Source organism: Hymenobacter lucidus, from assembly GCF_020447265.1.
Classification (GTDB): Bacteria; Bacteroidota; Bacteroidia; order Cytophagales; family Hymenobacteraceae; genus Hymenobacter; species Hymenobacter lucidus.
Map to the genome: position 1 here is coordinate 507148 of NZ_JAJADR010000003.1, position 25317 is coordinate 532464.

The 25317-nt window shown below is 55.8% G+C and carries 19 protein-coding genes; 5 read left to right on the forward strand and 14 right to left on the reverse strand.

The features are described from left to right. Window positions 1–10: 10 nt before the first annotated feature. The 3 genes from iscU (at window position 11) to LGH74_RS13400 (ending at window position 1340) form a co-directional block, all read left to right on the forward strand. Window positions 11–427 (forward strand): Fe-S cluster assembly scaffold IscU, encoded by a 417-nt coding sequence (gene iscU / locus LGH74_RS13390; protein ID WP_226176465.1) that lies wholly within the window; start codon window positions 11–13, stop codon window positions 425–427. 86 nt (window positions 428–513) lie between these two features. Continuing rightward, window positions 514–921 carry a hypothetical protein gene (locus tag LGH74_RS13395; protein WP_226176466.1) on the forward strand — a complete coding sequence of 136 codons (408 nt, stop codon included), beginning with the start codon at window positions 514–516 and terminating at the stop codon, window positions 919–921. Between the two features lie 92 nt (window positions 922–1013). Continuing rightward, window positions 1014–1340: a HesB/IscA family protein gene (locus LGH74_RS13400; protein ID WP_226176467.1), complete on the forward strand. Its 327-nt coding sequence runs from the start codon at window positions 1014–1016 to the stop codon at window positions 1338–1340. 71 nt (window positions 1341–1411) lie between these two features. Here LGH74_RS13400 and LGH74_RS13405 read toward each other — a convergent pair whose 3' ends face one another. The 14 genes from LGH74_RS13405 to murI form a co-directional block, all read right to left on the reverse strand. Continuing rightward, window positions 1412–2668, reverse strand: coding sequence for a T9SS type A sorting domain-containing protein (locus LGH74_RS13405; RefSeq protein WP_226176469.1), 1257 nt, complete (start codon window positions 2666–2668; stop codon window positions 1412–1414). A 248-nt stretch (window positions 2669–2916) separates the two neighbouring features. Continuing rightward, window positions 2917–7455, reverse strand: coding sequence for a T9SS type A sorting domain-containing protein (locus LGH74_RS13410; protein WP_226176471.1), 4539 nt, complete (start codon window positions 7453–7455; stop codon window positions 2917–2919). Between the two features lie 438 nt (window positions 7456–7893). Next, window positions 7894–11055, reverse strand: coding sequence for a T9SS type A sorting domain-containing protein (locus LGH74_RS13415; RefSeq protein ID WP_226176473.1), 3162 nt, complete (start codon window positions 11053–11055; stop codon window positions 7894–7896). 663 nt (window positions 11056–11718) lie between these two features. Continuing rightward, window positions 11719–13257 (reverse strand): carboxypeptidase regulatory-like domain-containing protein, encoded by a 1539-nt coding sequence (locus LGH74_RS13420; protein WP_226176474.1) that lies wholly within the window; start codon window positions 13255–13257, stop codon window positions 11719–11721. Window positions 13258–13329: 72 nt separating this feature from the next. Then, window positions 13330–13722 carry a curli-like amyloid fiber formation chaperone CsgH gene (gene csgH / locus LGH74_RS13425; RefSeq protein WP_226176475.1) on the reverse strand — a complete coding sequence of 131 codons (393 nt, stop codon included), beginning with the start codon at window positions 13720–13722 and terminating at the stop codon, window positions 13330–13332. Between the two features lie 109 nt (window positions 13723–13831). Continuing rightward, the gene (locus LGH74_RS13430; protein ID WP_226176476.1) at window positions 13832–14419 is read right to left on the reverse strand and encodes a hypothetical protein; all 588 of its coding nucleotides are present in this window, start codon (window positions 14417–14419) and stop codon (window positions 13832–13834) included. Between the two features lie 226 nt (window positions 14420–14645). After that, the gene (locus LGH74_RS13435; protein ID WP_226176477.1) at window positions 14646–15620 is read right to left on the reverse strand and encodes a hypothetical protein; all 975 of its coding nucleotides are present in this window, start codon (window positions 15618–15620) and stop codon (window positions 14646–14648) included. A gap of 177 nt (window positions 15621–15797) precedes the next feature. After that, on the reverse strand, window positions 15798–16742 hold the full coding sequence (locus LGH74_RS13440) for a serine-rich family protein (RefSeq protein ID WP_226176478.1): 945 nt from the start codon (window positions 16740–16742) through the stop codon (window positions 15798–15800). Window positions 16743–16984: 242 nt separating this feature from the next. Then, on the reverse strand, window positions 16985–18397 hold the full coding sequence (locus tag LGH74_RS13445; protein ID WP_226176479.1) for a CsgG/HfaB family protein: 1413 nt from the start codon (window positions 18395–18397) through the stop codon (window positions 16985–16987). Window positions 18398–18418: 21 nt separating this feature from the next. Further along, window positions 18419–18859 (reverse strand): curli assembly protein CsgF, encoded by a 441-nt coding sequence (locus LGH74_RS13450; RefSeq protein WP_226176481.1) that lies wholly within the window; start codon window positions 18857–18859, stop codon window positions 18419–18421. 31 nt (window positions 18860–18890) lie between these two features. Beyond that, window positions 18891–19529 (reverse strand): CsgE family curli-type amyloid fiber assembly protein, encoded by a 639-nt coding sequence (locus tag LGH74_RS13455; RefSeq protein ID WP_226176483.1) that lies wholly within the window; start codon window positions 19527–19529, stop codon window positions 18891–18893. Window positions 19530–19877: 348 nt separating this feature from the next. After that, complete coding sequence (locus tag LGH74_RS13460; protein WP_226176484.1) at window positions 19878–21056, reverse strand: glutathionylspermidine synthase family protein; 1179 nt, start codon at window positions 21054–21056, stop codon at window positions 19878–19880. A 21-nt stretch (window positions 21057–21077) separates the two neighbouring features. Continuing rightward, entirely contained in the window at window positions 21078–21752 is a 675-nt protein-coding gene (locus tag LGH74_RS13465; protein WP_226176485.1) for a Cj0371 family chemotaxis-regulating polar lipoprotein, read from the reverse strand. Window positions 21753–21855: 103 nt separating this feature from the next. Then, window positions 21856–22692, reverse strand: a complete 837-nt coding sequence (gene murI, locus LGH74_RS13470) for a glutamate racemase (protein ID WP_226176486.1) — start codon at window positions 22690–22692, stop codon at window positions 21856–21858. A 120-nt stretch (window positions 22693–22812) separates the two neighbouring features. Here murI and LGH74_RS13475 point away from each other — a divergent pair, with 120 nt between their 5' ends. Both LGH74_RS13475 and LGH74_RS13480 read left to right on the forward strand, forming a co-directional pair. Next, on the forward strand, window positions 22813–23046 hold the full coding sequence (locus tag LGH74_RS13475) for a hypothetical protein (RefSeq protein ID WP_226176487.1): 234 nt from the start codon (window positions 22813–22815) through the stop codon (window positions 23044–23046). A gap of 147 nt (window positions 23047–23193) precedes the next feature. Then, window positions 23194–25113, forward strand: coding sequence for an ABC-F family ATP-binding cassette domain-containing protein (locus LGH74_RS13480; protein ID WP_226176488.1), 1920 nt, complete (start codon window positions 23194–23196; stop codon window positions 25111–25113). Window positions 25114–25317 lie beyond the last annotated feature (204 nt).

Genomic DNA, 25317 nt, shown 5'->3' on the forward strand with positions numbered 1-25317 from the left:
AAACAAAGCCATGGCTTACTCCGATAAAGTAATCGACCACTACAGCAACCCCCGCAACGTGGGTACACTCGATAAAAGCAAGAAGAACGTAGGTACCGGCTTGGTTGGTGCCCCTGAGTGCGGCGACGTAATGCGCCTGCAGATTGAGGTCGACGAGGTAACTAATACCATCACCGATGCCAAGTTCAAGACCTTCGGCTGCGGCTCGGCTATTGCCTCTTCGTCGTTGGCTACCGAGTGGCTGAAAGGCAAAACCGTAGACGAGGCCCTGGCCATCGACAACATGGAGATTGTAGAAGAGTTGGCTTTACCGCCCGTAAAAATTCACTGCTCGGTGCTGGCGGAAGACGCCATCAAGTCGGCCATCAACGACTACCGCGTGAAAAACGGTATGCCCGCGCTGGAAGAAGCCAAGTCGCACCACTAATGGATTATTGATTGCTGGTAGTTGATTGTTGCCGTTCTAAACCGCAGCCAATCAACAACCAGCAATCAACAATCAACTTTCTCTAGATGGAAGTTTCGCCCGATATCCACGTCGAGAGCAGCCGGATTCAGAAACAGATTGAGGATCATCTGGGCCTGGGTGCCGGCACACTGTTGTTTGAGTTTCGCCAGCTGGACAACCTAGTGCGGCTGGATTTGATTACGGTCAATCCGCGCCACCACCAGAGCTTTCTGTTCCGCTACGAGGAAGGCTACGACAAGCTCGACGCGCTGCGCAAGATGCTGGCCTATGTGAAGAACTTCCGGGATACGGAAAGCTCCTACACGATTCAGTGGCGCACTCGCGGCGACAAAGAGCTGCAGACTTCCTACTTCCGGGCCCACAACGCCTACGAAGCCCTCGACAAACTGTATTACGGGCGCGACCTAAACACTATTACGGTGTTTAGTGTTGTCCTCAACCCTTCTTCGTAAACAGGACGCGCTGCCGGGCTACGCCGAAAAGGCACTCTTTTCTGCGCTGTTCTGTTTAATAGCTGCATCCTTCCTTTTTTCTACCGCTTGCCATGATTACCGTTTCTGACAAAGCCAAGGATAAAGTTGAGCGTCTGATGTCGGATGCTCAACTCGATGAAACCTACCGCCTCCGTGCTTCCGTAGCTGGCGGTGGCTGCTCGGGCCTGTCGTACAAGCTAGACTTCGACAACGAAGTGAAGCCCATGGATCAGGAATTTGAGGATAAAGGCGTACGGGTAGTAGTTGACATGAAAAGCTTCCTGTACCTGGCCGGCACCCAGCTCGATTTTTCGGATGGGCTCAACGGCAAAGGCTTTTACTTTGATAATCCCAACGCCTCGCGTACCTGCGGCTGTGGCGAGAGTTTCTCCGTGTAGCTCAGTACGACAAGCATAAAAAAGGGGCCTCTTCCAATGGAAGAGGCCCCTTTTTTATGCTTGTCGTACTCCTATCGACGTACAAACCGTTGGGTAGCCCGGTCGCGGCCGGTACCGGTTTCCAGCAGGTAGCTGCCTTCGGTGAGCCGCTGTACATCTACCGCACCATTGGAAGGCACAGTGCCTTGCATGAGAATCTGGCCCAGCGAATTCAGGATGCGGTATGGAGTGCCAGCCGCCGACATCGGCAGGTTCAGCAGTTCGTAAGTAGGGCTCGGGTAAATGGCCTCCACTATGGCCCGCACCACCCGCACGGGAGAGTACGAATCACTACCGTTGGTATCCACCTGCCGCAGCCGGTAGTAGGTTTCGCCGGCTAAGGGCCCTGTATCCTTTGCGCTATAGCTGGTGGCTTTATTGCTGGTGCCGCTGCCGCTCACTGTGCTGATGGTAGTGAACTTCTGTCCATCGGGACTACGCTGCACTTCAAACCGGTCGTTGTTCTTTTCGCTGGCCGTGGCCCACTTCAGCAGCACGGCGTTGTTTTGCCGGATAACATCGAACGCCGTAAGCTCTACCGGTAGCGGACTATCACTCCCGATTGTCACGTCATCGATATAAAGTGCCGTCTTGCCGTTGGCCACCAACGTAACGCGCACCTGAATCTGGGTGATGGCCGCGCCAAAGTTAATTCGGGCCGTAGAAAGGCCGGCAGTACCCGTTAACGCTACTGATTGCCCACTCCCGGTAAGGTCAGTTTGTGAGGTAGCGTTAGTCAGCGTGGGTGATGTTGAGTTCACAGTAGCTGAGGCAATTCCGGTAGCGTTGTAGCTGAATACCGACCCGTTGTTTTGGCCGTTTATCTGCAGAGTCGGAACAAAAGTAGCGGAGCCGTTATAGGCAATACTTATCAGGAAGTTAGCCGAGCTGTTATCAATACCGCCATTATTGTTGGTTTGGTAAGAGGCTAGCCGAAGACTGAAGAAGTTAGAGGAAGAGCCCGTAGCAAACGTCGTGTTGTTGAACGTTACAACTGAGGTGGCGGCGGCCCCACCGTTGCCCGTATTGTTGACGACGCCCAACGCCTGGGTTCCTTCGCTATAGACATTACTCGTTTTGGGGGCAGCATTGGTGTTGGTGGTCGTTGCCGATGCGAAAGTCCCTGTTGATAATACTCCAGGATCATCCACGGCGCGCGTGTAGAGTAGTTCGTCCTGACCCTCAACGGTTTCAAAACCCTGCTGCAGTCGAAAAGACTGAGCCCGTACTACTAGCGGACTAAGCAGTAGTCCGGCAAGTAACAGATGTGTTGCAGCATTTTTCTTCATACGTCGGTGTGTTAGAACTCAGTGTGGGATGAAACAGGGTCAGCGTAGCACTAGTAACTCGCCCATTGTTCTGGTTATCAGCAGAGCGTTTTATTAGCATTAGCAATATATAAAAATACTAGGCTAGAGTACCAAAATCCCTCAAACAACATACAATTGCCGCTATATAAAAGAGCTTCCCCGCCAAGACAGGGAAGCTCTGTACAAATTCCAGCCGTAGTATACCAATTGTAGTGCGTTGCGGCAGTTTAATGCTTCACCACTTTTCGGGTGATGCGGGCAGTTCCTTCGCCAATGTATACTAGATAGGTACCCGGCGCCAGCACCCGCATATCTACCTGATTAGCAGCGTTGAGCTTACTTGTAAACAACACCCGGCCCGCCAGATCCGTAACCTGAACCAGTGTTTCGCCCACTTCCGTTTGCGGCAGCTGCACCGTCAGCACATCCTGCACTGGATTGGGGAACAGCTGTACTTCACTAGCGGCCTGTACGGCCACCACAGGCGAGTAAGCTGCCTTACCATCCGTGTCCACCTGCTGCAGGCGGTAGTAAGCCAACTGGCGGGCAGGCTGTAGGTCGGTGGCGGTATAGTGCTGTAGCCGGGTGCTTTGCCCTTGGGCAGCCACCACTACTACTTTACTGAAATCCTTGCCATTTACGCTACGCTGTACCTCAAAATGGGCACTGTTCTGCTCCAGAGCCGTCGTCCAACGGATAGCGACGCTGGCTGACTGCCGCTCGGCAGTGAAGCTGGCCAAGGATACGGGCAACACCACCGGAGAGCTGGGCGCAAAAGCAATACCCCGAAATGCCTGATTGGTGGGAGCCGTGGCAAGCGAGGTCAGCGTGGTAGTGGCCGGAGCCACGTTGTAGGCTACATTGTCGAGTACGGTGTACAGATTGGACGCATTGGCCGCAAAGAGCCGGATGCCATTGGCCACGCGCGAGGCGGCCAGCCCCCGCAGGCCGGTACCGCCGCTGATAGTAGCCCCATTTTGCACCCAGGTGCTGCCCACCAGGGAGTATTTCCGGATACCGGAGCCACCGTCGGCCACATATACTACATCAGGTCCCGCCACGGCATCGGTCAGATCGAAGAACACAAATCCATAGGCATCCGTTGCCGTTAGGCCCGCCATGAGCGTAGAAGCCTGGCTACCGGTGGTAGGCACGCCGGTGCCAACGGTATTTACCCCGATGTTACTGCCCGAAGCAGAAGTCATGTAGAGCTGATCGAAATAGATGGCTGCCTGCCGGGTATTAGCCGGTGTCCCGCTCAGTTGCGTAGACGTTCCGGTGCTGCCCAGCGCCACGTAGCGCGAGCCGCCGCTGGCAATATTGGCCGCACTGCCCGAGCCGTTGCCAGCCGTCCAGAAGCCGGAGCCATCGGTGGTTACCGCCGAGCGAATATCACCACCCAGGTACCCGTCGTTGATAAGGGTCGAGGTATTAACCACACCATTGAAATCAACCAGGCCTACCACCCGCTCGACTCCGGTGGCCGTGGCAACACTGGTCGTACCCGGAGCGGCATTGAAGCCAGCCAGGGAAATGTACTGCCGGTTGGGCGACAGAGTTACGGTACCGTTCGTGGATGAAGAGCCATTGGCGGTGAGGGCAAAGTTGCTGCCCACAGCTGAGGTTGGCAGCGCAATGCTGCGTACCAACGTTCCGCTAGGCGTATATTCATCAATAAATACCGGCGCAGCAGCTGAGGTCAGAGCGGCACTGCCATCCCCTACTCGCACCAGAGCCAGATTACCGGGGGTAAAGGGCGTGCCCACCGGCGGCTCCGTTGCGTTGCCGGTTACCGCTACCGGGGCCGACAAAGCGCCGCTGGTATTGCTGATGGTAGCGTTGGTAGTGCCGGCGGTAGCGGGAGCCGTGAAGCGCACCCGCACCGTTTGATTGACACTGCCGGTGGCACTAGCTGTAAGCGTAGCCGTGGCAACGTAGCTGCTGCCGCCATCAATGGAAAAGGTAACGCTGGCATTGTTGCTGCTGACATTCACCGAAGCATTAGCCGCCAAGTTGCTGCCTTCCAGCTGGTAGTTGCGCACGGTGCTCTGCCCGATAGTGGCATCCAGTGTCAGAGCATTGGGAGTGGCAGTGAGCGTAGCTACCGGAGCAGTTACCGTGACAAGCACCTCGTTGCTGGTAACGGACCCACAGGCTGCAAAAGTTGAAACAACGGTTACGTAGTAGCTGCCCGCAGTCGGGAAATTGGGGGTGTAACTGGTACCGGTAGCCCCGGCAATGGCCGTGGTGCTGCCATTGGAAACGGCCGAGTAGTACCACTGGCGCGTGATGGCAGCGGGCGTCTCAGTGGCTGTCAGGGGTGCTCCGTTGGTGTTGGTTATCAGATTTTGGGTAGTGGCCGGAGCCACCGCTACAGTCGGCGCATTCACCAGCGTAAAGGCGGCCGAGGCCGTACCTATCGTAGTAGGGTCGTTGGCAACTATACGCAGCTTATAGCCGGTGCCGCTGACGGTGCCGGCCGGAATCGTGATGCTGGCCGTAACAGCAGTGCCGTTGGCAGCATTATCCGCTACGGTGCCCACTACTACCGGACTAGCAAAGGAACCGGCCGCGTTGGAGAGCTGCACGGTAAAGTCATTCGTAGCGGCGAAGGTACCGGAGGGGGTAAACTCCACAGCTACTGTAGAAGCCGAAGTGCTGCAAAAGCTCGTACCAGTAAAAGTTGGAGCAGTTATGGCCGTACCGGAACCCCCGAAATCGGTAATAGAAATATCGTCGATGTTGAGGCGTGGGTCATTCCCAATCGTGCCGCCAACGTGGCGTACCCGCAGGCGGATGTTGCCAGCCACGTTTACCGTAAAGGCCGTGGCGCTGAGCGTACCATTGACTGGGGTTGTGGCTCCGTTGTAGGCCGTAAAGGTAGCCCCGTCGTCATCGGAGACATCAATGGCATACGACGAAGTGGCATCGGAGCCGTAGGAAGCCGCATTGATTGTTACAATTCCGGCCCCGTTGGCCTTGTTAAAGGTCATATAAATCGAACCGCCCCGCAGTCGGGCCGCCTTGGTGCCGTTCTTTTTGTCATTTGCCAGGTTGCCTACCGCTGCCTGATCGAACGTCCAGACCCCATTGGCAGTAGTAACAGGACCACTGGCATAACTCGTTTTTATTGGTGTCGCAGTTTCAAAGTCCTCGAAAAATCCGCTGGGAGGCGTGCTGGTCGTAAAGGTCTGGTCAGGGCCGTAAGTCGTGCCAAACTCGCTGATAACGTAAGCGGCCACGAAGTAGATGGTGCCGGGGGTGAGGCCCGGCAGGCTGCTGGTGAAGGTGCCCGTGGTGCCAGTAGCCGTTACCTGCCCTACGCCGCTGCCGCCAATGCGGGGAGCAGCTGCGGTACCATATACAACGCCGCGCCCGGTGATGGTAGCGTTGTTGCCCGTAATAGTGCCACCCGAAGTAGCGGAAGTAGTTGTAATGGCCGAAGCTGCCGTGGTAGCTACGCCTGGTGCGGCCGTGACGGTGAAGGTGCCGGCAGCATAGGTGGTAGTACCATCAGAAAGCACTACCGCGGCGGCGCCAACAGGAGTACCCGCGGCCACAGTAGCCGTTACGGCGGTAGCAGTAGCCGATACGTTGGTAGCAGCCACTCCACCGAACGTGACGCTGGTAATCGTGTTCAGGTTGGTGCCCGAAATAGTGACGCTGGTACCAACGGGGCCGATAGTGGGGTTGAGCCCCGTAATGGCCGGAGGGGGCGTCAGCGTTGTTACATTCAGGGCTACCGGATTGGCTTGCAGATTCGGCGTTGCGTCTTCGGCTACTACATACACGGTATATGCCGTGCTGCCGGCCAGCCCGGTGATGCTGGCCGTAGCGGCGGTATTGCTGCTGGGATTGGCAAAGCTGCCTCTTATAGTGACAGTCGTGCCACTGGCATCCTGCCCGGCTTTCACCTGAGCGGCCGTGGGGGCAGCCGCGCCACTCAGCAATACCACATAGTAGGTGCGGCCTACCTCATCAATAGTAGACGACAGCGTAAAGCCACTGACCGTGGTGCCCGAAATACTCGGTGAGCCGGTAGCAAAGGAAGGTGGTATAACATCACCGCCCGCCAGCGTGGTTACATCCACTTTGGTAGCTACCGTCTGCGTGTTGGGAGTGGGGGCAACATTGTCTTCCGCCACGAAGTACACGTCGTAATTGGTACCGGCTGCAAGCCCGGTTACGGCGCTGCTGCCTTCCACGTCTGCCGCAGTAGTAATGGTGGCGCTGGCTAATGGCGTACCGCCGCCATTGCTTTGTCCGGCCTTCACTTCGGCCACCGTCGGAGCTGTAGCGTTATTGGCTACTACCACGAAGTATGTTTTACCGGCTTCGTTGAGTTTGGTCAGTGCCGTAAAGCCACTGGCCGTAGTGCTGGCCGTAGTTGGGTAGCCCGTGGGGAAAATCGGCGCAGCAGCATCGGTTCCGCTCAGCTTCAGGTTGTCGATACGGTTGTTGCTGGTAGCAGCAGTAGAGCCGCTGAGCGTGATGCGGACTTTAAAATTGGGGTTGTCATCGGCGGCAGCAATTGCCGCAAAGCTTACCGTTTGCAGCCCAAAGCTCCCGGGGATAGAAAGGGAAGCAATGTTGGTATAGTTTGTCCCATCAGTCGAATACTCAACCGTGTGCGTCGTAAATCCGGTCGAGGTCCGCTGGGCGGCATAAGTTAGTGTGGGGTCAGCATAGCCAACAGTTGAGACGTTCAGAACTATTGCTTTCCCATTATTGGCATTTGAGGTGCCTCCTTGCGGGGAAAAGCTCAAACCTGCCCCGGCAGTTCCCTCAACATTCACAGTGCTGCCCGCAAAAGCATCCAAAGACGCCGTGATGTTATGCGTGAGCAGCCCGGAACCAATGTCCGCGGGTAAAGAAGTAGCCCATCTGGGCGAAGTTGCTGACGTGGGTGTGTTGAAGTTCCAGTAGTGAATCGTGCTTTGTCCCCGCCCTACCAGCGGAAACAACATCAGCAAAAACAAAACTGACCACGACGCAAGGCGAAGTGGTCGAGAAAGAGTACATGTTGTACGCATGCAGTAGGCTGCTAAAGTCGTGAATATGAGGTGAGCAATGTAGCCATTAAAGTAGAGATGGTTCAACACTTTGTCCTACTCATTCCTTGTTATGAAATAGTTACCTTAAATACTGAAAACAAAAAAGGCCTCCCAATTACTGGGAGGCCTTTTTATAAGAGAATGGTACCGTTAGTTCTTAATCAGCTTGCGGCTCACTTTCGCGTCGCCTTCGCCAACTACGATAATGTAGGTACCAGCTTCCAGACCCTGGGTGTTCAACTCACCCTGGCTGCCCAGACGAGTTTCCCGAATCTGACGGCCCGTCAGGTCAGTGATGCGAACTAGCAAACCTTCCGTTGAGCCCGAAGGCAACGCTACGGTCACTACATCGCTACCCTGCGTTGGGTTTGGATATACGCTTACGTCGGTGAGCTTAGCTTTTACCACTACAGCTTTCGAATAAGATACCGTACCATCCGTGTCAATCTGCTTCAGGCGGTAGTAAGAAATACCGGCCAAAGGCTTGGTATCTACCGCTTCGTAGGAAGTACGGATAGTCGAGCTGCCAGCACCTTCTTTGTAAAGCACCGTCTTGAAGTTCTTGGCATCAGCGCTACGCTCTACCTCGAAACCACGGTTGTTGATTTCGCTGGCAGTAGTCCAGTTCAGTACTACCGTGTTGTCACGCAGCTTGGCGCTGAAGGCTACCAGCTCTACGGGCAGCGGGTTCTGCGGCTCGTTGTTTGGCACGCGGTAGTTTTCTGCGTTCAGTACACCGTCGTTGTTGAACTCGAAGGCGAAGAAGTAGTAAGTCAGAGCCGGATCCAGGTTGCTCACCGTGAAGTTATCGGAAGCGGCGCTGAACACTACGTACGTGTTAGAAGACGCTTCGATAGCCGTGCCGCTACCAAACTGGTAAGCGCCATTCACCGTGGTGCCGGGGTTGAAGTTCTGCTTATCGCGGGGGAACAGGCTCGTTGGCAATTGCGGGTAAGTAGTGCTGGCAATTACCAAGCGGTTCTGACCATAGCTCGTACCCGATGGCGGGTTCTGCAAGTTGAAGGTAATGGTGGCCGAAGAACCGTTACGAACGATAGAAGCCGTCGACTGTACCGTAGGCTCGGTAGCAATAGAGAAGCCCGAAGTACGACCGAAGCCGCTGGTCAGAGCGAAGGGGCTGCCACCGAAGAAGCTGGCGTTCTGGAACAGCAATTCCTGAGCAGCATTACCAACACGAGTAGGAGCATAACGCACCAGTACGTTGCGGGTAAAGTTACCGTCGGCGTTTGGCGTAATGGTGGCCGTCTTCACGTAGGTAGTGCCGTTGTCCAGCGAGAACTCGAACTGAGGAATCTGAGTCGGGTTACGCGTTGGGTCGTTGGCATCCGGGGGGAAGCTAACCGTTACATCACCGGCGAGCAGGAAGCCATCCAGACGTACGCTGGTCGGCGACGAGGTGGTACCTTTCACGATGTTATCGGGGAAAGCACCGATACCACGGTCCAGGCGAATCGTTGGCTCACTAATACCCGTTACCGATACGTCGAAGTCAGGTGCTGGAGCACTGGAGTTCCGAATGTTGGCGCTTACCGTCACGGCGTTTACACCGGGAATGAAGCGAACAAAAATCTCACGCTGGGTTACGTTACCTTGTCCATCAGGAGCAAACGAAAGCTGCGACGAATAAGGACCGTTGGCAGAAGTAGCTACTTCAAAGTAAGCAGCATTCGGCCCAATGGGCTGAACAACCAGTGGATCAATCAGGTTGGTACCGGCCAACAGGTACGACTGAGGAGCCGACTGCGTGGTGGGGCGGGTAACGAAGGTAAATTCGTTGCCGTTGGGGTTCGACACCGAGATGTCAGAAATACCGCCGCTGGTGTTGGTAGCCGTTACCGATACTGCCGTTGGGGTAGCGCCGGTGCTGGTTACAGCAATACTTTCATTGAAATTGCCTTGGGCTACAAGGGCTACCAGACGAACCTCAATTACTTGTGCGACAACCGTACCACCAACGGGGTTGATAGTGAGTGGGCTCGAAGAGAACGTACCACCAGCCGAGGCATTACGAATCTGGATGTTGCTGATGCTAGGCGTCAGCACAATCGGATTGGTCAGGTCGGTACCGCTTACTTCGAAACGCTGGACGCTGGTACCACCACTGCTAGTTACAGTGCCAAAGTTGATAGAGCCCGGGTCAGCCAATACAACCGGAGAACCCGAAGTAGGCGTACCCTCACCCGTTACCCGAACAAGCTGGTTAGTTGCGTTGGTCGAAGAAACGATGATGTCACTGGCGTACGTCTGTACTGCCGTGGGGTAAAAACGCACGTCTACCGTCGTATTAGCCAGCGTACCGTTGGTAGGCGTCAGCGTAATAGCGCTGGTCGAGAAGGAGTTGGTACCAGTCCGGATACGGAAGCCGGTCGGAGGCGTGATGGTTACGGGGCCTTGCAGAGCGCTGCCGCTCACAACAAATGAGCGAATAGCAGTGCTAGCCGCACCCACCGTTACCTGACCAAAGTCGGCCAAGGTTGAAGGAGTAGCGCTCAACACGGGGGGAGGCAACGTGCCCGTACCTGATACACCTACGTTTATGGTCGTAGCACCTGGGCTGGCTACCGTTACGTTGCCGTTATAGGTTTGAGCAGCCGTAGGCAGAAACTGAATGTAAATCGTCGTGGGCGAAACCGTACCGCTTACCGGCGTCAGGCTCAACGATGAAGTAAAGGTCGTGTTGTTGGTGCTCACCAAATAACCGGCAGGAGCCGTCACGGTGATAGGGCCCGTCAGGGAAGTACCCGATACCGAAGTAGTCTGGGATGCCGATGGAGTGTTTACCACTTGGTTACCAAAAGCGCGGGCAGTAGGATCAGCAAAAACCGTTGGTGTACCAGCAATGCGGGTACCGGTCAGGTTGAAGAAAACACTGCGAACCTCATCATAAGTGAAGTCCAGCGTGCGGTTGATAACCGTATTGGGTGTGCCTGCTACAGGACGGAAACGAGCATATATAGTCGTGTTGATATCACCAGTAGCATTTGGCAGAATATCAAAGGCAGTACCACTGAAGGTGACATTGTCACGGCTAATTTCGTAGCTGGTACCAGGGCTGCCAATGGAAACCGTCACAGGACCCGTAAGGCGGGAACCAACAACAGTATACGACTTGGCTGGCGAGAACGAGCCAACGGCCACCGAACCGAAGTTCTGTGGATCAGCGTTGTCAGAAGGCGTGACGGTAAACGACTGAGCTCGTCCTACAAACGGCAATGCCAGCAGCAGCAGCAGGAAAAACCGCAAGTGCGGCTTCTGTACCCACTGCAGGGCACTCTTGTAAGTGTTTTTCATAGTATGTTCAGGTAAGGGTTACGAAAGAAAAAATGGAGAATGGTAAACGGTTCGGGGCTATGGCCTAAACTCAACGTCATTACGGCATAACCTGGAAAATAGATTACTAAATTTCACAGGTTGCATAGAATTTTTTTGTGAAAAAAAGGGACCATAGTATTTTCCAAAATCGTTGTCTGTGTCCATATTTCGTGCCAAAGGCGACGATTGACGAAGGTTCACACGATATTAACTCCCCTGGCCCGCATGTATTCAAATTTAACTTTATAGTTAAATTATAGTATTCCACTAAATATACATTTAACATGATATTGCCTTTGATGCCGCAAAGTTGCATCATTTTCTGTATATATGAAGCATCGGCTCCCAAGGAAACTCATAGGACATTGCGAGGTAAAGTCAGTAGCCAAAAGCTATTATTACTGGGCTAACTGAAAATGATAGCCGGCTTCATACAATCATACCTACGAAGAGGTTCGACGTTAGCGACATTAATTTGGGACCAATCCCTCATGTGTTTAACAGCCAGCTATATGATTAGTCACCCCTGCTTTTATATACTATACGATATATAACAAAACATCAGGCTCGCGGCTCCCGATTGACCAAAGCCAATTGAGAGCCGCGAGCCTGACAGCACGCAACTAGAAATAGAATGTGTTATTACTTCCAGTCTGGGAAAGATGCGTTTTGAAATAAACGGGTGCGGTTACGACCGTCCAAATCCATTGTCCATATTTCTGGTGCCGACTGGTTGTCATTACTCATATTAACAAATATTACTTTAGCCCCGTCTGGTGAAAACCTGGGGAAGAGGTCGTTAGTACCAGCGGGCTTACCATTATTTGTAGTTGAGCCGGAAGGGGCGGCCGATAAATCAACTGTTCCGGTACCGTCGGGGCGCTGCATTATAATATGAGCGTTAAGTTGGCGGCCGTTGGCATTCTCGTAACCGTCTAAATCGCGGCTATATAATAGCATGCGGCCGTCAATACTAAACGAAGGCGAATCGAGACGACCGGGCAGGTTTCCCAGTACCTGCGTCAGGCCGGTACCGTCTGCATTCAGGGTATAGAGTTCGGAATCATACGGATTGGAGCCAACAGTTTGCACCAGTATCTTATTGCCCTGGGCGGTCCAGTCACACTCGCGGAAATGGCGGCCGTTGGGCGCGGTAGCCAGCTGCACCAGCCCGGTACCATCCCGATTGATGCGCCAGAGCTTGTCGTAGCTGGCATAGATGAGCTGTGACCCATCGGGCGACCAGTGGTAGCCAATGCCAAAGTTGTTGTAGCCTTCTACCGGCACCATATCCGGCGTAATCTGCCGCTGATCCGAGCCGTCCCGATTCATAGTGTAAAGCTGATAGCGCCCGGTAGCATTGGAAGTATAGGCTATGCGAGTACGCACGGGGCTCAACTGGGGGGCAGTTTCAATAAAGGCTGAGTTGGTCAGGCGCAGCAGGCTGCCCCCGGCGTTATCCGACGAATAGATATCGGTGTTGCCATTCACTTGGCGGGCGTACAAGAAGCGGTTGTCGGGCAGCGGGCCGGTTTGGAAGCTCCACACGTCGCCTCGCACAGTTTCGCCGGCCTTGTCCCGCACCGTTACCTGCCAGAAGTAAGTGGTATTATACTTCAGGTCGGTAACGGCCACGGCCGTGTCCCGGGCACTGGTCAGCAGCTGCCGCCGGTCGATGGAGTTGCTTTCAAACAATATCACATCCGACTTCAGCGAGTCGGTTTTGTCGGGGTCGGTTACGCGCCAGCGCAGCGTGAGGTTGATAGGCTGACTGCTCGCTCTATCGGCCGGGCTAGGATTCGACGGCGCATTGGGTCGGCGGTTGGAGCCGCTGGCTTTTTCCAAAGGAATTCGCACCGCAGTCAGAATTCCCTCGTCTACCTGCACATTTACATTTTCGGTTTTGTAGTCCGTTTTCTTCACCGAAATGGCATATTTGCCCGTCACCACATTGGGCAGGTAAAATTTACCTTCGGCATCGGTAGTAAAGGACGAGGTAGCCGGGTTCGTCGTTATGACGGCATTGGCCAGTGGGGCATTGTTACTACTGGCATCCAGCACAATGCCTTCCAGGGAACCATAGCGCACCGGCTCAATTGTATCATCTTCACAAGCCAATAACACCTGCCCTAGCAATAGTATCAGCAACAGGCGGCAGACAGGGCGCAGAGAGAGGAGCATAAACGAAAAGGAATGGGCGGGAAAGAACGGAGAAGAGCGGCGCACAGCGTTTAAAGCTTATTTCAGGCGGTTTCAGGGGCGGCTACCGGGCTGATGAACCAGAGAATCCTGAGCAACCAGGGTGCCCTGCAGATCCAGCACCCGCAGCTGCACCCGGTAAAAATCAGCGGGAGCTACGTTGATGGTGGTCTGCGACAAAGTAGCTGTCTGCTGCGGGGCTACCGTAAAGTTGCCGGACTGCGCGTTGCGGGAAGTACCGGACTTGCCCTTTTTATCGGTCAGCAGCTCGTAGCGCAAAGTCAGGGGCTGAGTGCCGGCATTCTGGCAGTGTCCAATGAGGGTTAACTTGTCGCCCTCCAGCCGCGACTCCAACTGGGCCCGACAGCCTGCTTCGTGCGCCGCCAGCCGCCCCTGCCAGAGCATAGCCCAGAACGGCAGCACAGTAATAATCCAATGAATTTTCATAGCTAAGTAGTTAAGAATCTACTGAAAGCGAAATAATACAACCCCGAAACAGGGCACTAAAAAACTCCGATTGGCAGAACCAAATCGGAGTTTTTCTTAGCTCAAAGAATCAAGGCTGGGTAGCCACCCGGCCCTGCTCAATGATGATCTTGATACCGTTACCTTTCATCGTAACCTCGTAGCCAGGCGTAGTGCTGCCGGTTTCGCGCTGAATCAGATTGTTGTTGTTGCCCATTTGCTCCACGCTGTAGCGCCGCTCATCCACGTTGAGTTGCTGGTCAACCCGGTTGCCATTGCCCCGCTGTGTGATGTCCGACTCAGTATTATAGCCATTCACCTCACTGGCGGCCACGTTGTTGGCGCCCGACTGCGTAATGGTAACCCGGCCGCCAGCGCCATTCTGCAGGATGGCGGCTGCGTTGCCCATCCCATTCTGGCTGATGATGGCCGCATTGCCCCGCCCCACTCCTATCATGTGCTGGTCGATGCTGGCTTGGTTGAGCGAGCCTTGCTGCTGCAGCGTAGCCTGGTTGGTAAGCAAAGTAGCCTCTGTGGCGTTACCCGATTCGTTGCTTAGCTGCTGCACCAGCAGTTGGCCAGTACTGGTATCCTCAGGGTCGCGGCCCGACTGGGCTTGCACCTGCTGGCCGCTCAAGCAGAGCAGAACCAGCACGTTGGTAATAAGTGCTATTCTCATAGGTGTAGAAGAGTAAATGCCGGTTGAAAAAGAAGATAGATAAATACCAATGAGCCGTATGAGCGGTGAAACGCGCATATCAGCGCTATAAAAATAAGGTTATTTTTTAATAATAAAATACAAATAAATAATTTATTTATCCTCTAACGACAAAGAGCATCCGGCAACTGCTAGTTGCCCGGATGCCCTTCGTCGTGTGCCTATAGTTGCACAGTTCGCAGCCCGGTTATGGGTGGTTCTGCTTTACTACGCTGGTGTTGTTGTTGCCCGTCTGAGTTACGTCACTGCTGTTGGAGCTGGCTCCCTGCCAAGTGTCGGCCTGGTTGCCCACACCGGTCTGAATCTGCCGGGCATAGTGGCCGTCGCCATCCTGGTCGATGTAGGCGCGGTTGCCGACACCGCCGATGCTGTTGCCTTGCGTCTGGATGGCAATGTTCAGGTTGCCTTCCTGCTCGATGGTAGCCCGCTGGTTGTCGCCGTTCTGCGCCTGGGTGGCTTTGTTGGTGTTGCCCAGCTGGTTGATGGAAGCCACGCTGCGGAAGCTGCCGTCGTAGTTGCCGCCCTGGGTTTGGGTGGCTTCGTTAAAGGAGCCGTTCTGAATGGCGGTGGCCCGGTTTTCAACGCCGCGCTGGTCTTGGCTGCTCTTGTTGTAGTTGCCGGTCTGGTCGATGGTGGCCTTATTGTCGTTCGTACCGTAGCCCGAGGCGGCGTCGTGCTGTATCTGCCGGGCTTCGTTGTAGTCGCCGCCCACCTGCCGTACCGTAGCCTCGTTGCGGCTACCGTCGCGCTGCTCCTGATACGAGGTGCTGTGGCCGCTCAGCTGCGTGGCCGTGGCCTTGTTGCGCTGTCCAATCTGGAGCTGGGTGGCCGTGTTACCATCGTCGCTAGGCGTTCCGTCGCCCTGGGTTACGGTAGCCTCGTTGCGCGAGCCGTACTGCGACTGAGTCGATTTGTTGTCGTCGCCCCGCTGGCTGGTAGCAGCCGTGTTCAGGGTGTTGCCGTAGCCGGCAGCGGCATCCTGGGTCTGGGTCAACTGGTTGTTGTTGCCATTTTGAATACCTGTGGCTGTACTGAAGCTGCCCGACTGCGTGACGGTGCCGCCGTTGCCGTTGCCACTCTGCGACAACGACTGTGTGTTATTCTGAGCATGAGCGGCGCCTGCTACCAGCAGAGCGGCCGTTAGTAAACCGAAGTTTTTCATGGGAAAAGGAAATAAATACTGTTGAGGAATAGATGGTTGTAACAGGTAAGCGCGAAGGCCTGTGGCCCCTACCAGTGGGGGCAGCTCCGAACTCAGGATAGCACCTCCCGAATCAATTGATTGCCGGAGGTGCTATCTGAGTCAGTACAGGGGGAAGTCAGATAGCCGAGCCCGAAACTAGGGGTGGTTCTGCTTCACAACGCTGGTATTCAGGTTGCCCGTCTGGGTCACGTCACTGCTGTTGCTGCTCATGCCCTGATAGGTATCGGCTTGGTTGCCTACGCCGAGTTGGGTCTGCCGGGCATAGTGGCCGCCAGCATCATCCTGGTCGATATAGGCGCGGTTGCCGGGCAGCACCAGGTCAGTGCCGGCACTCTGGTTCTGAATAGCGGTGCTTCCGTTGCCCGACTGCTCAATCTTGGCATCCTGGTAGTCGTACTGCTGCGTCTGGGAAGCAATGTTGCTGTTGCCGATCTGCTCGATGGAAGCCGTCGAGAACCAGCTGCTCGAAGGATTGGTGCCCTGCGACTGGCTAGCCTGGTTGGAGTTACCCAACTGATAGATGCTTGCTTTGTCGCTCAGACCCCGCTGATACTGGGTAGCGGAGTTGCCCGAGCCGAGCTGGGTTATATAGCCTTGCTGCGAGCTGCCAATCTGGGTTTGGGTAGCCGTGTTGCCTTCGCTGGAGCTCTGGAACACTTCCCCGATATGGTCGCTGCCCGTCTGGGTCTGGGTAGAGGTGTTGGCCCCGCTCAACTGCTCGGCCTTGGCGCTGTTCCGGTCGCCCGACTGCGTTTGAGTAGCCGTGTTGCCATTGTCCAGCGGAATACCGTCGCCCTGCTTGATATAGGCCGTGTTGGAGTTACCGGTCTGCGTCTGAGTCGACGTCTGGTTATTGCCGCGCTGCAGCGACGTAGCCGAGTTCGAAGCGCCACCCGATTGGGTTTGCGTCAGGGCGTTGTTGTTGCCCAGCTGGGTGCCAACGGCCGAGCTGGAGCTACCTGATTGCGTAACGGTTACGGCATTAGAATTACCCGTGGACGTTGAAGATTGAGTGTTATTCTGGGCATAGGTCGTGCCGGCAACCAATAGTGATGCCGCGAGGAAAGAAAGCTTTTTCATGAGTGGGACTTAATAAGGTTGAAGAAGGGGGATGAAGAAACTAGCACTTAAGCATTATTAACTATTCCCTCCGGAGGAATTACACAAATCTATATGGAAATAATTAAAATACAAGAACACTCAATTAAAATTGTTAAATTATTTATTTACTTAGTTATATAATATTCATTATACCCCGCAAATAACGAAAGCACTATTGCTAGTGCTTTCGTTATCAACTGCTTATAACTATCCCGATGCCGTTAAGGAATCAGGCGGCTTTGGGGTGTGGTAGTGGCACGCCCCAGATAGAACACCAAGCCCGCTTTAGCAGCCCAAAACGAGTCGTTGTATTTACCCAACTTTATATGATCAAGCTTATCGGTCATATAATAGTGATTATCAACACCTAAGCTTATTCCAAAATTATTATTGGGCAGAAACTCAACGCCCAAGCCAGTGGTAATATGCCCCAGTACCAAGCGCATATCCGAGGAACGATTACGTGAGGTGATGCCCGCGCCGGCGAGTAGGTATGGCGTGAACCGGTCGCGGGGAAAGAGCCGGTACAGGCCGCAGAGCTCAGCGTAATTAAAAGTTTCGCGGTAAAAGTCGCCCGCTGCCAGCTCGAACCGCCCAATGTTAATGGCGGCCGAAAGCTTATTGTCGGCGGCTCGGGCGTAGCGGATGGTCAGTTCACCTCCGCCCCGTAGCTGCGGGCTGCTGAAGTCGCCGTTGTAGCGCACCGTAGCCGCGCTTAGGCCCAGGCCCAGCGTGCCCCGGCGGTCCTGCTGCACCCGGCCCAGCACGTCGATATCTTGGTTTTCGCGCTTTTCCTGCTGGTAAGCTACCATAGCGGGCCCGTTGCGGTCGGCTTCGTTTTGTGGTACCCAAAGCCGCTCCTGAATGCCTTCGAACACCAAAGCTTCTACGGCTTTCTCAATGGCTTCCTTCACAGCCATTTCGGTGGGTTCATTATAGGTAAAGCCGGTTTCGGTTTCGAGCAGGCGCTTAAAATCCACAAACCGGAACAGGCTGGCATCGACCTGCTGCGAGAGGATGGTTTTGGAGGTGTACACGGTTTTGAGAATTTCGCCGGTACTGGTGCTAATAGCCCGCAGGTACACCGTTACCCGGTCTTGCCGGTACTGGCCCGAGGCCCCGGCCCCGAAGTAGCGCAGACCCGCGCCGCCGGTTATCATGTTGGCATCATAGGAAATAATGCCGCCCTCCAGAATGATACCGGCAAAGAGCAGTGAGGGTAGCATGGGCTGGCGCTGCCCGGTTTGCTCCTGGTACTCGGCCCGGCTCGAGCGGATAATTTTGCGCTCATTAAGCAGGTTGCCCAAGTTTTCACGCTCGATGGGGTTAAACCAGCGCGACTCTTCCAAGGCCCGCAGCAGAATGCTGGTGCCGCCCTGGGTAATGGCCGTCGAGAAGCTGGAGCCGTTCTGACTGGGCTTGTACTGCCCGGTCTGGTCTCGAAACTTGTAGACGGCCGCTACAATCCGTTCCCGGGGCTGGGGCAGGCGGCGCAGCTCCTGGCTGGCCCGGATATCGGCGCCGAGTCGGGCCTTTTCGGCCGTGAAGGGTTGGTGAAAGTACGGGGCGCAGCCAGCCACCCCGCCCACTGCCAGCAACGCCAGCAGCAAACGACGACAAATAGCAAGAAGCATGGGTGGGACGAAAAAGGCTGGTTAGAAGTAGGGAATCGTGACGGTGGTCTGGTTTCCCGTGTTCGAGTCGGTTATCTGCACCGAGAAGCCGCCGCTAGTGGGCACTACATTAATGTTATAGGCGCCTACCGAATAGCTACCCTCCTGCAGGCCCTGACTCTGGCTACCCAACTGGTTGCCAATCAGGCGCTGGGCCAGCTGACCCAGAATCTGCTGGTTCAGGTTTTGCTCAAACTGCTTGAGTGGGTCCTGCTGGAAGGGGTTGCTGGAAGTGGAAGTAGCTGGGTCGGCAATGGTATTCTGGGCCTGGGCCGAACTGAGCATCCAGGCATAGTTGAAAGTGTTGCCGCCCCCAAAAGAAGGGTTTTTGGGCTCGTAGACGAAGTCCTGGGCGGCGGCCTGACGAGTACCGAGCAGCCCCAGGGCCAGCAGCAGCACCCAGCGGAGTAGGGCTTGATTCATAGCAGATGAATAGGATGTGGGAGTTGATAGGTCAAAAAACTTCGGTGGGCTGCCGGCCGCCGTGCTGTTCCAAGTTGCGACTATCGTTGCGGGATCTTACCAGAAAGTCGGTGGCAACTTCGGAAGCATAGGTGGCCGTTTCCTCAATAACTTCGGCCTTGGGCTGCAGTGGCAGCTCCAGCAGTTCGTTTTCGTTGACCTCCACCGAAATCAGCGTGCTGGTACCTCGGGCCGGCTTTTCATGAATGATAATGGTAAAGTCGCCCGCTTCTGCCGGGGCCTCCCACAGGCTGTAGAAGGCGTCGTAGAAATCGTGGCCGACCTTGGTAATCGTCTGGTCCATTACCAGGCCCTCGATTTCGGTAGGCCGAAAGCGGCGGCGCTGGTTGTTCACCTGGCTGCTGTCTTTGCTGGTAGCTTTAAGCAAAAGCTGTAAGGCTTCCTCCAGCTTTTTGGCCGGTAGCGGCGCGGCTTCCGACTCTTTCTGCACCCCGGTTTTACCAGCGGCGGGCTGCTGCTGGGCATAGCTGTTAGTAGAAGCCAGTACGAAAAGCAGCCAGCAGCCCAGCCCCATCATCCAGGGCCGCCACCACAGCGTCATCAGTACGTGGGGGGAAGGCTGTTTGGAAGTAGAAACTCGGTTTTTTGCCACTGAGACACGATTCTTCATAGCAATAAGGGCGTTGGTAGAAAGGAAAAAAGGAGAGAAATGCTCAAAGCACATGAAAAAGCCATGTCTGACTCATCAACCTATTTTGCGGAATAAACTTAATTCTTTAAAAGAATAATCCAAAGACAATCAACTTATTTTTATAAAAAAATTTAATGAAATGTTTATATAAAATAAAAATATTGCGCCTACTGTTCGTCAGGCGGCAATTCGTTCTACTTCAGATGCTGACAGCAACTAATACAGCCCATCAGGAAGGCAGAGAATCAAGTCAGGCGGGGAATTACAGCACACTAAAGCAGCCCTGAACGAAGCTCAAGAGCCTGGCAGCTCGAAAAGAATGGGAAATTAGCCCAGAATATGCGGGACGAATTCCGAAAGGTTGGTAATAACCCCTGTTTCGCGCCGGAAGCTGATGGCACACGCCTCCCCGGCCCAGAACACGCCGGCCTGGTACTGCCGGTTTTGGGCATCGCGCGGCAGTTCGGCCCAGCGCTGCCGTACCTGGGGCTGATGGCTAAAGTCGCCGGGCTGCTCGTGCCGCAGCTGGCCCGCTTCTATTTCGGTTACGTTCTGGCCTTCGCGGCCCAGCAGCGGCTTGCGCACGTAGCGGCCCGTCAGGTCTTCCAGGGAAGCCTCCAACAGTAAAGGGTGATGCGGATACACCTGCCAGAGCCAAGCCAGCAAACCTTTACTCTGGAACAAGAGAGAATAAGCCGGATTGGCAATAATTACGTCCCGGCTTTGCAGCAGCTGGCTGAGGTCGGCGGTGAGTTCGGGCTCTTCCTCGGCCAGTATTTCCCAGGGCACCAGCTTGAACACAAAGCCGAAGCGCACCCATTCGCCGGGCGCGGTTTCGGCCCACACGCCCCGCTCCTCCCCGGCTACTGCTACCTGCATAGCATCTACCGGGCACACGTGTACCCGGCCGAAACCGGCGGCGCGGGCGGCTTCGGCTATTACGGCGCAGTTGGCTTCGTCTTCGGCGCTGCCGGGCAGGTATACCAGCAGCAAGGTGCTGTCGAGGTCAGAATTGAGACTTTGCCAGTGGCTTAGCTGTGCCTCCAACCCTTCAAACAGCCCGTTGGCCTGCCGGTCTTCGTCGTCCTGGTCGGCCGCTACCAGGCTGGCCCACTGCACCACGGCGGTTTCCGGAATGCTGGTGGCTGTGTCGGCGTTGAACTCGATGAGCTTAGGCCCTTCGGGGGTGCTAGCTAAGTCGAAGCGGCCATAGAGGTGCCAGTGCCGGTCGTCGTTCCAGGAGTGGCGCACAGCAGCCCACAGGTTTGGCGGAATGGCCAGCAGCTGCAGCAGGTCGTCGGGCACAGCATCCGGAATGGCGCGCACCATCATGTCGTAGAGCGTATCGGCGGCGGCCAGCAGGGCATCGGCTTCGGCTTCGGGCAGCAGCACGGCTTCGCGGGCCACGTAGTTTTCGCAGGCTTCCTCCACGGCCCATTCCCAGCCCAGGGCCCGTACGGCTGGCCCCACATTGCCAGCCAGGGGCAAGAGTTGAATCGTGTTCATAGCGCTAGTAATGGGTGAGAATCAGCCGCCGAAGCCCCGGGAGCCACTGCGGCTGCCAAAGCCGCTGCTGCGGCTAGCCCGGGGGCCACTGCTGCGCACGGCCGAGCGGTAAACTGACGTGCTGGGCCGGATGCCGGAACTGCGGGCGTTGGAAGTGCTGCTAAAGCCCCGCCCGAAGAAGCCCCGCCCCTGCTGCCGCTCATTCTCGACCCGCTGCCGCCACGCGCCGTTGTTCTGCACCACCCCAGGGTTGGCGTAGTAGCCCGTGTTGGGCGTCATAAACCGACCGGCCATGTAGCCGATACTGCTCCACATGAGCACGTCCATCATGCCGGAGTGGCCCACCCGGTTTTCGGGGTACTGGCGGCTGTAGTCCTGCATCTGGCGCTGCAAAGCCGCCCCCTGCAGCGTATCCACCTTGCCGTCGTGGTGGCGCATAATAGCGGCTACTTCTTCTTTGCCAGCCGGCCGCTCCGCCGTTATTTTCCACTTGCCGGGCTCAGTTTCGGTCATTTCGGTAATAACGCCTTCCGAGTAGCTGCCCTCGTTGCCGCTGCCCCACTCCTGTTGCCCGCCGTTACCGGAGCCAGAATCGGAGGAGCAGGCGGGCAATACACCGAGGCCCAGACTGGCGGCCGCGGCGGCCAGCAGCACATTGCGGCGCCAGTCGCCCAGACGGTAATAGTTCTTTTTCATAGCGGTGGGCTGGAAACGGATGAGTGGCTGGTTGGAAAGAGAAGCGTAGGAAATATAAGGTCTTCTGGCCGATTATATAAGTTGCACGCCGGCAAACTGAACGCTACTCCCATAACGGATAATGCTCCAGATGCACTTCTTGGCCGAAGAAGATGCGGGTACTTTCCTCGAACGAGCGGGTGAAGTCGGACACGTAGAACTGGTGGCGGGGTGGTGTTTTGGATGCCTGGGCGGCTAATCCGTTCTGCTCCAGGTAGGCTTTTACGTGGCTGGCCACTACATCGGAGGCGTCGAGCACGGCCACTTCATTCTGGTAGTAAGCCTTGATCTGGTCCTGAATGAGCGGGTAGTGGGTGCAAGCCAGCACCAGCGCCTCAATGCCTTCCAGCATCGGCTGGGCCAGGTACGAGCTGATGATATTTTCGCTGATGGTGTTGTTGAAAAAGCCTTCCTCCACCATCGGAGCCAGCAGAGGCGTAGCCAGTGAGCGGAGCTCTACGCCCTGGTCGAGGTCGTCAATCTTCTTCTTATAAACGTTGGAATTGACGGTCTGCTTAGTGCCAATGAGGCCTACGGTGCGCCCAGCGTAGGTTGCGCCCACGTGGGCCACAATGGGGTCAATAACGTTGAGCACCCGCGCCTTGGAGCCTACGTACTCGCGCACTAGCTCGTAGGCGGCGGCCGAAGCCGAATTGCAGGCAATTAGGATAACTTTGCAGTGCTGCTTGAGCAGCAGGTCGCAGATTTTGACGCTGTAGGCCTGAATGGCGGCCGTCGATTTGTCGCCGTAGGGCAGGTGGGCCGTGTCGCCAAAATATACGAGCTGCTCGTGGGGCAGCACCCGGTTGACGGCCCGGGCCACAGTGAGGCCGCCGATGCCGCTGTCGAACACGCCGATGGGGCGGCTGCTGAGGTCGGGTGAAGAGGAGGAATGTGCCATACCGGGCGAAGGTAAGGGCTTTTTGGCAGCCAGCCGGGCGGTTGAATAAATCCAGCGCAGTGCAAATTATTCCCTTAAAGTTCTATATTACGTCCCTCTCTCCCGCCTACCGTTACGCTCATGAGTAAAATTCTGGAAGAAATCGACCGGGCCCTCGTTGCTTTCGATTACGCCCACGGCCGCCCCATTGCCATCGAGCTGGGCGAGCGGAAATATACCCAGCTCGTGCTCGACGTGGCCCACCAGCACAGCGCCGGCGGCACGCTAACAACCAATACCGGCCGGCCGCTGGCGTACAAAGGCCTCGAAATCCTGCGCGACGACCGGAATATGGATCGGGTACGGGTTATTTAGCCTGAACCACGGATTTTTAGGATTGGCTGGATTGGTCAGATTTTTTACACAGTGCGGGTTTTCAGCTAAAATCAGCGACGACGAAGCTTAAACGCTTATTTGCGCGCTCCTTCTGGCTTCTGGCTTTTAGCGCCGTACCTTTGCGGCATGAATCTGCTTTCCGGGGAAAACCTCTCAAAAAACTACGCTGACCGCTGGCTCTTTCGTGAGTTGGGCTTTGGTCTGAACTTAGGGCAGCGCGTGGCGCTGGTCGGTATCAACGGTACCGGCAAAACCACTTTGCTGCGCATTCTGGCTGGCCTTGAGCAACCCGATACGGGTTCGGTAAGTGTGCGCAAGGGCATTCGGGTGGCCTTTTTGGGCCAGCAGCCGGTGTTCGACGAGAATATGACGGTGGAAGAAACCATCTTCGCCAGCCAGAATGATACGCTGGCTGCCATCCGCGACTACGAGCACGTAGTAAACGACCCAAACCACAAATCCGACGATTTGCAGCGGGTGATGGAGCAGATGGACGCCCTGAACGCCTGGGACTACGAGGCGCAGGTAAAGCAGATTCTGGGCCGCCTGGGCATTCTGGGCGAGTTGCTGGAGCGCAAGGTAAGCATGCTTTCGGGCGGGCAGCGCAAGCGCGTAGCCCTGGCCCGCGTGCTCATTGAAGAGCCCGAAGTGCTGATCCTCGACGAGCCTACCAACCACTTGGACCTCGACACCATTGAGTGGCTGGAAGGCCGCCTGGCCTCGCCTTCGCTCACGCTGCTGATGGTAACTCACGACCGGTATTTCCTGGATAAAGTCGCCAACGAAATCGTGGAGATGGACCAGGGCCGCGTACACCGCTACCAAGGCAACTACTCCTACTTCGTAGAAAAAAAGGCTGAGCGCGAGCAGATTGAGGTAGCCGAAGTGGAAAAGGCCCGCAACCTGCTCCGCAAGGAGCTCGACTGGATGCGCCGCCAGCCCCAGGCCCGCGGCACCAAGCAGAAAGCCCGCATCGACGCCTTCTACGAAACTCAGGAAAAGGCCAAAACCAAAATCAGTGGTCCACAGCTGGAGCTGAGCGTGAAAACGACGCGCCAGGGTGGTAAAATCATCGAAGTAGAGCACCTGCACAAGCAATTCGGCAACAACGTGGTGCTCGACGACTTCAGCTACGTGTTCAAGAAAAAGGACCGTATCGGTCTGATCGGGCCCAACGGCGCGGGCAAGTCGACACTGATGAACATGCTGACCGGCAAGCTCCAGCCCGACTCCGGCACCGTGGATGCGGGCCAGACCACCGTATTTGGCTACTACACTCAGACCGAGTTGGAGTTCGACGAGAGCCAGCGCGTAATCGACATCGTGAAGGAAGTGGCCGAAGTAGTGGAAATGGCTAACGGCGAAGTCGTGACGGCCTCGCAGTTTCTGCAGCACTTCCAGTTTCCGCCGGCCCAGCAGTATACGATGGTAAGCAAGCTGAGCGGGGGCGAAAAGCGCCGTCTGCAGCTGCTGCGCGTGCTGATCAAGAACCCCAACTTCCTAATTCTGGATGAGCCCACCAACGACCTGGACATCATCACGCTCAACATCCTGGAAGACTTCCTGCTGAACTTCAGCGGCTGCCTGCTCATCGTGTCTCACGACCGGTACTTCATGGATGCCCTCGTGGAGCACGTATTCGTGCTGGAGCCCGGTGGCAAGATCCGGCAGTTCCCCGGCAACTACACCGACTACCGCGAGTGGCAGAAGGAGCACCAGGCCGAGGAATACGCCCGCGAGAAGGCCCAGACGGCCAAAGCCGCCGCCGGGGTGGCACCGTCGGCCGCGCCCGTTGCCGCAGCTCCCGTAGCCACGGCTACTTCTGCCCCCAAGCGCAAGGCTACGTTTGCCGAGAAAAAGGAGTACGAAACCCTCGAAAAGGACATCGAGAAGCTAGAAACCCGCAAACTGCAACTCATTGAGCAGCTCAACGCCGGCACCGGCTCGCACAAAGAGCTGGCCGACTGGGCCGCCGAGCTGAAGCAAACCGACAAAGACCTCGACAGCAAAGGCGAGCGGTGGTTGGAGCTGGCCGACCTGGTCTAAGCACTGTACTGATTCATGAAAAAGCCCCGTCAGGATTCTGACGGGGCTTTTTCGTTGCTTTCTACGCTCTCACTGCACTACGTTGGGGTGCTGAATATATCTAAACGAGGGTTGGATAAATAACGAATCACGCTTCGGATTGGCTCTACCCGGCCAACATCCGACGACTCACCAAGCTAGCTTAGCATAGCGTATTAGGCAGTT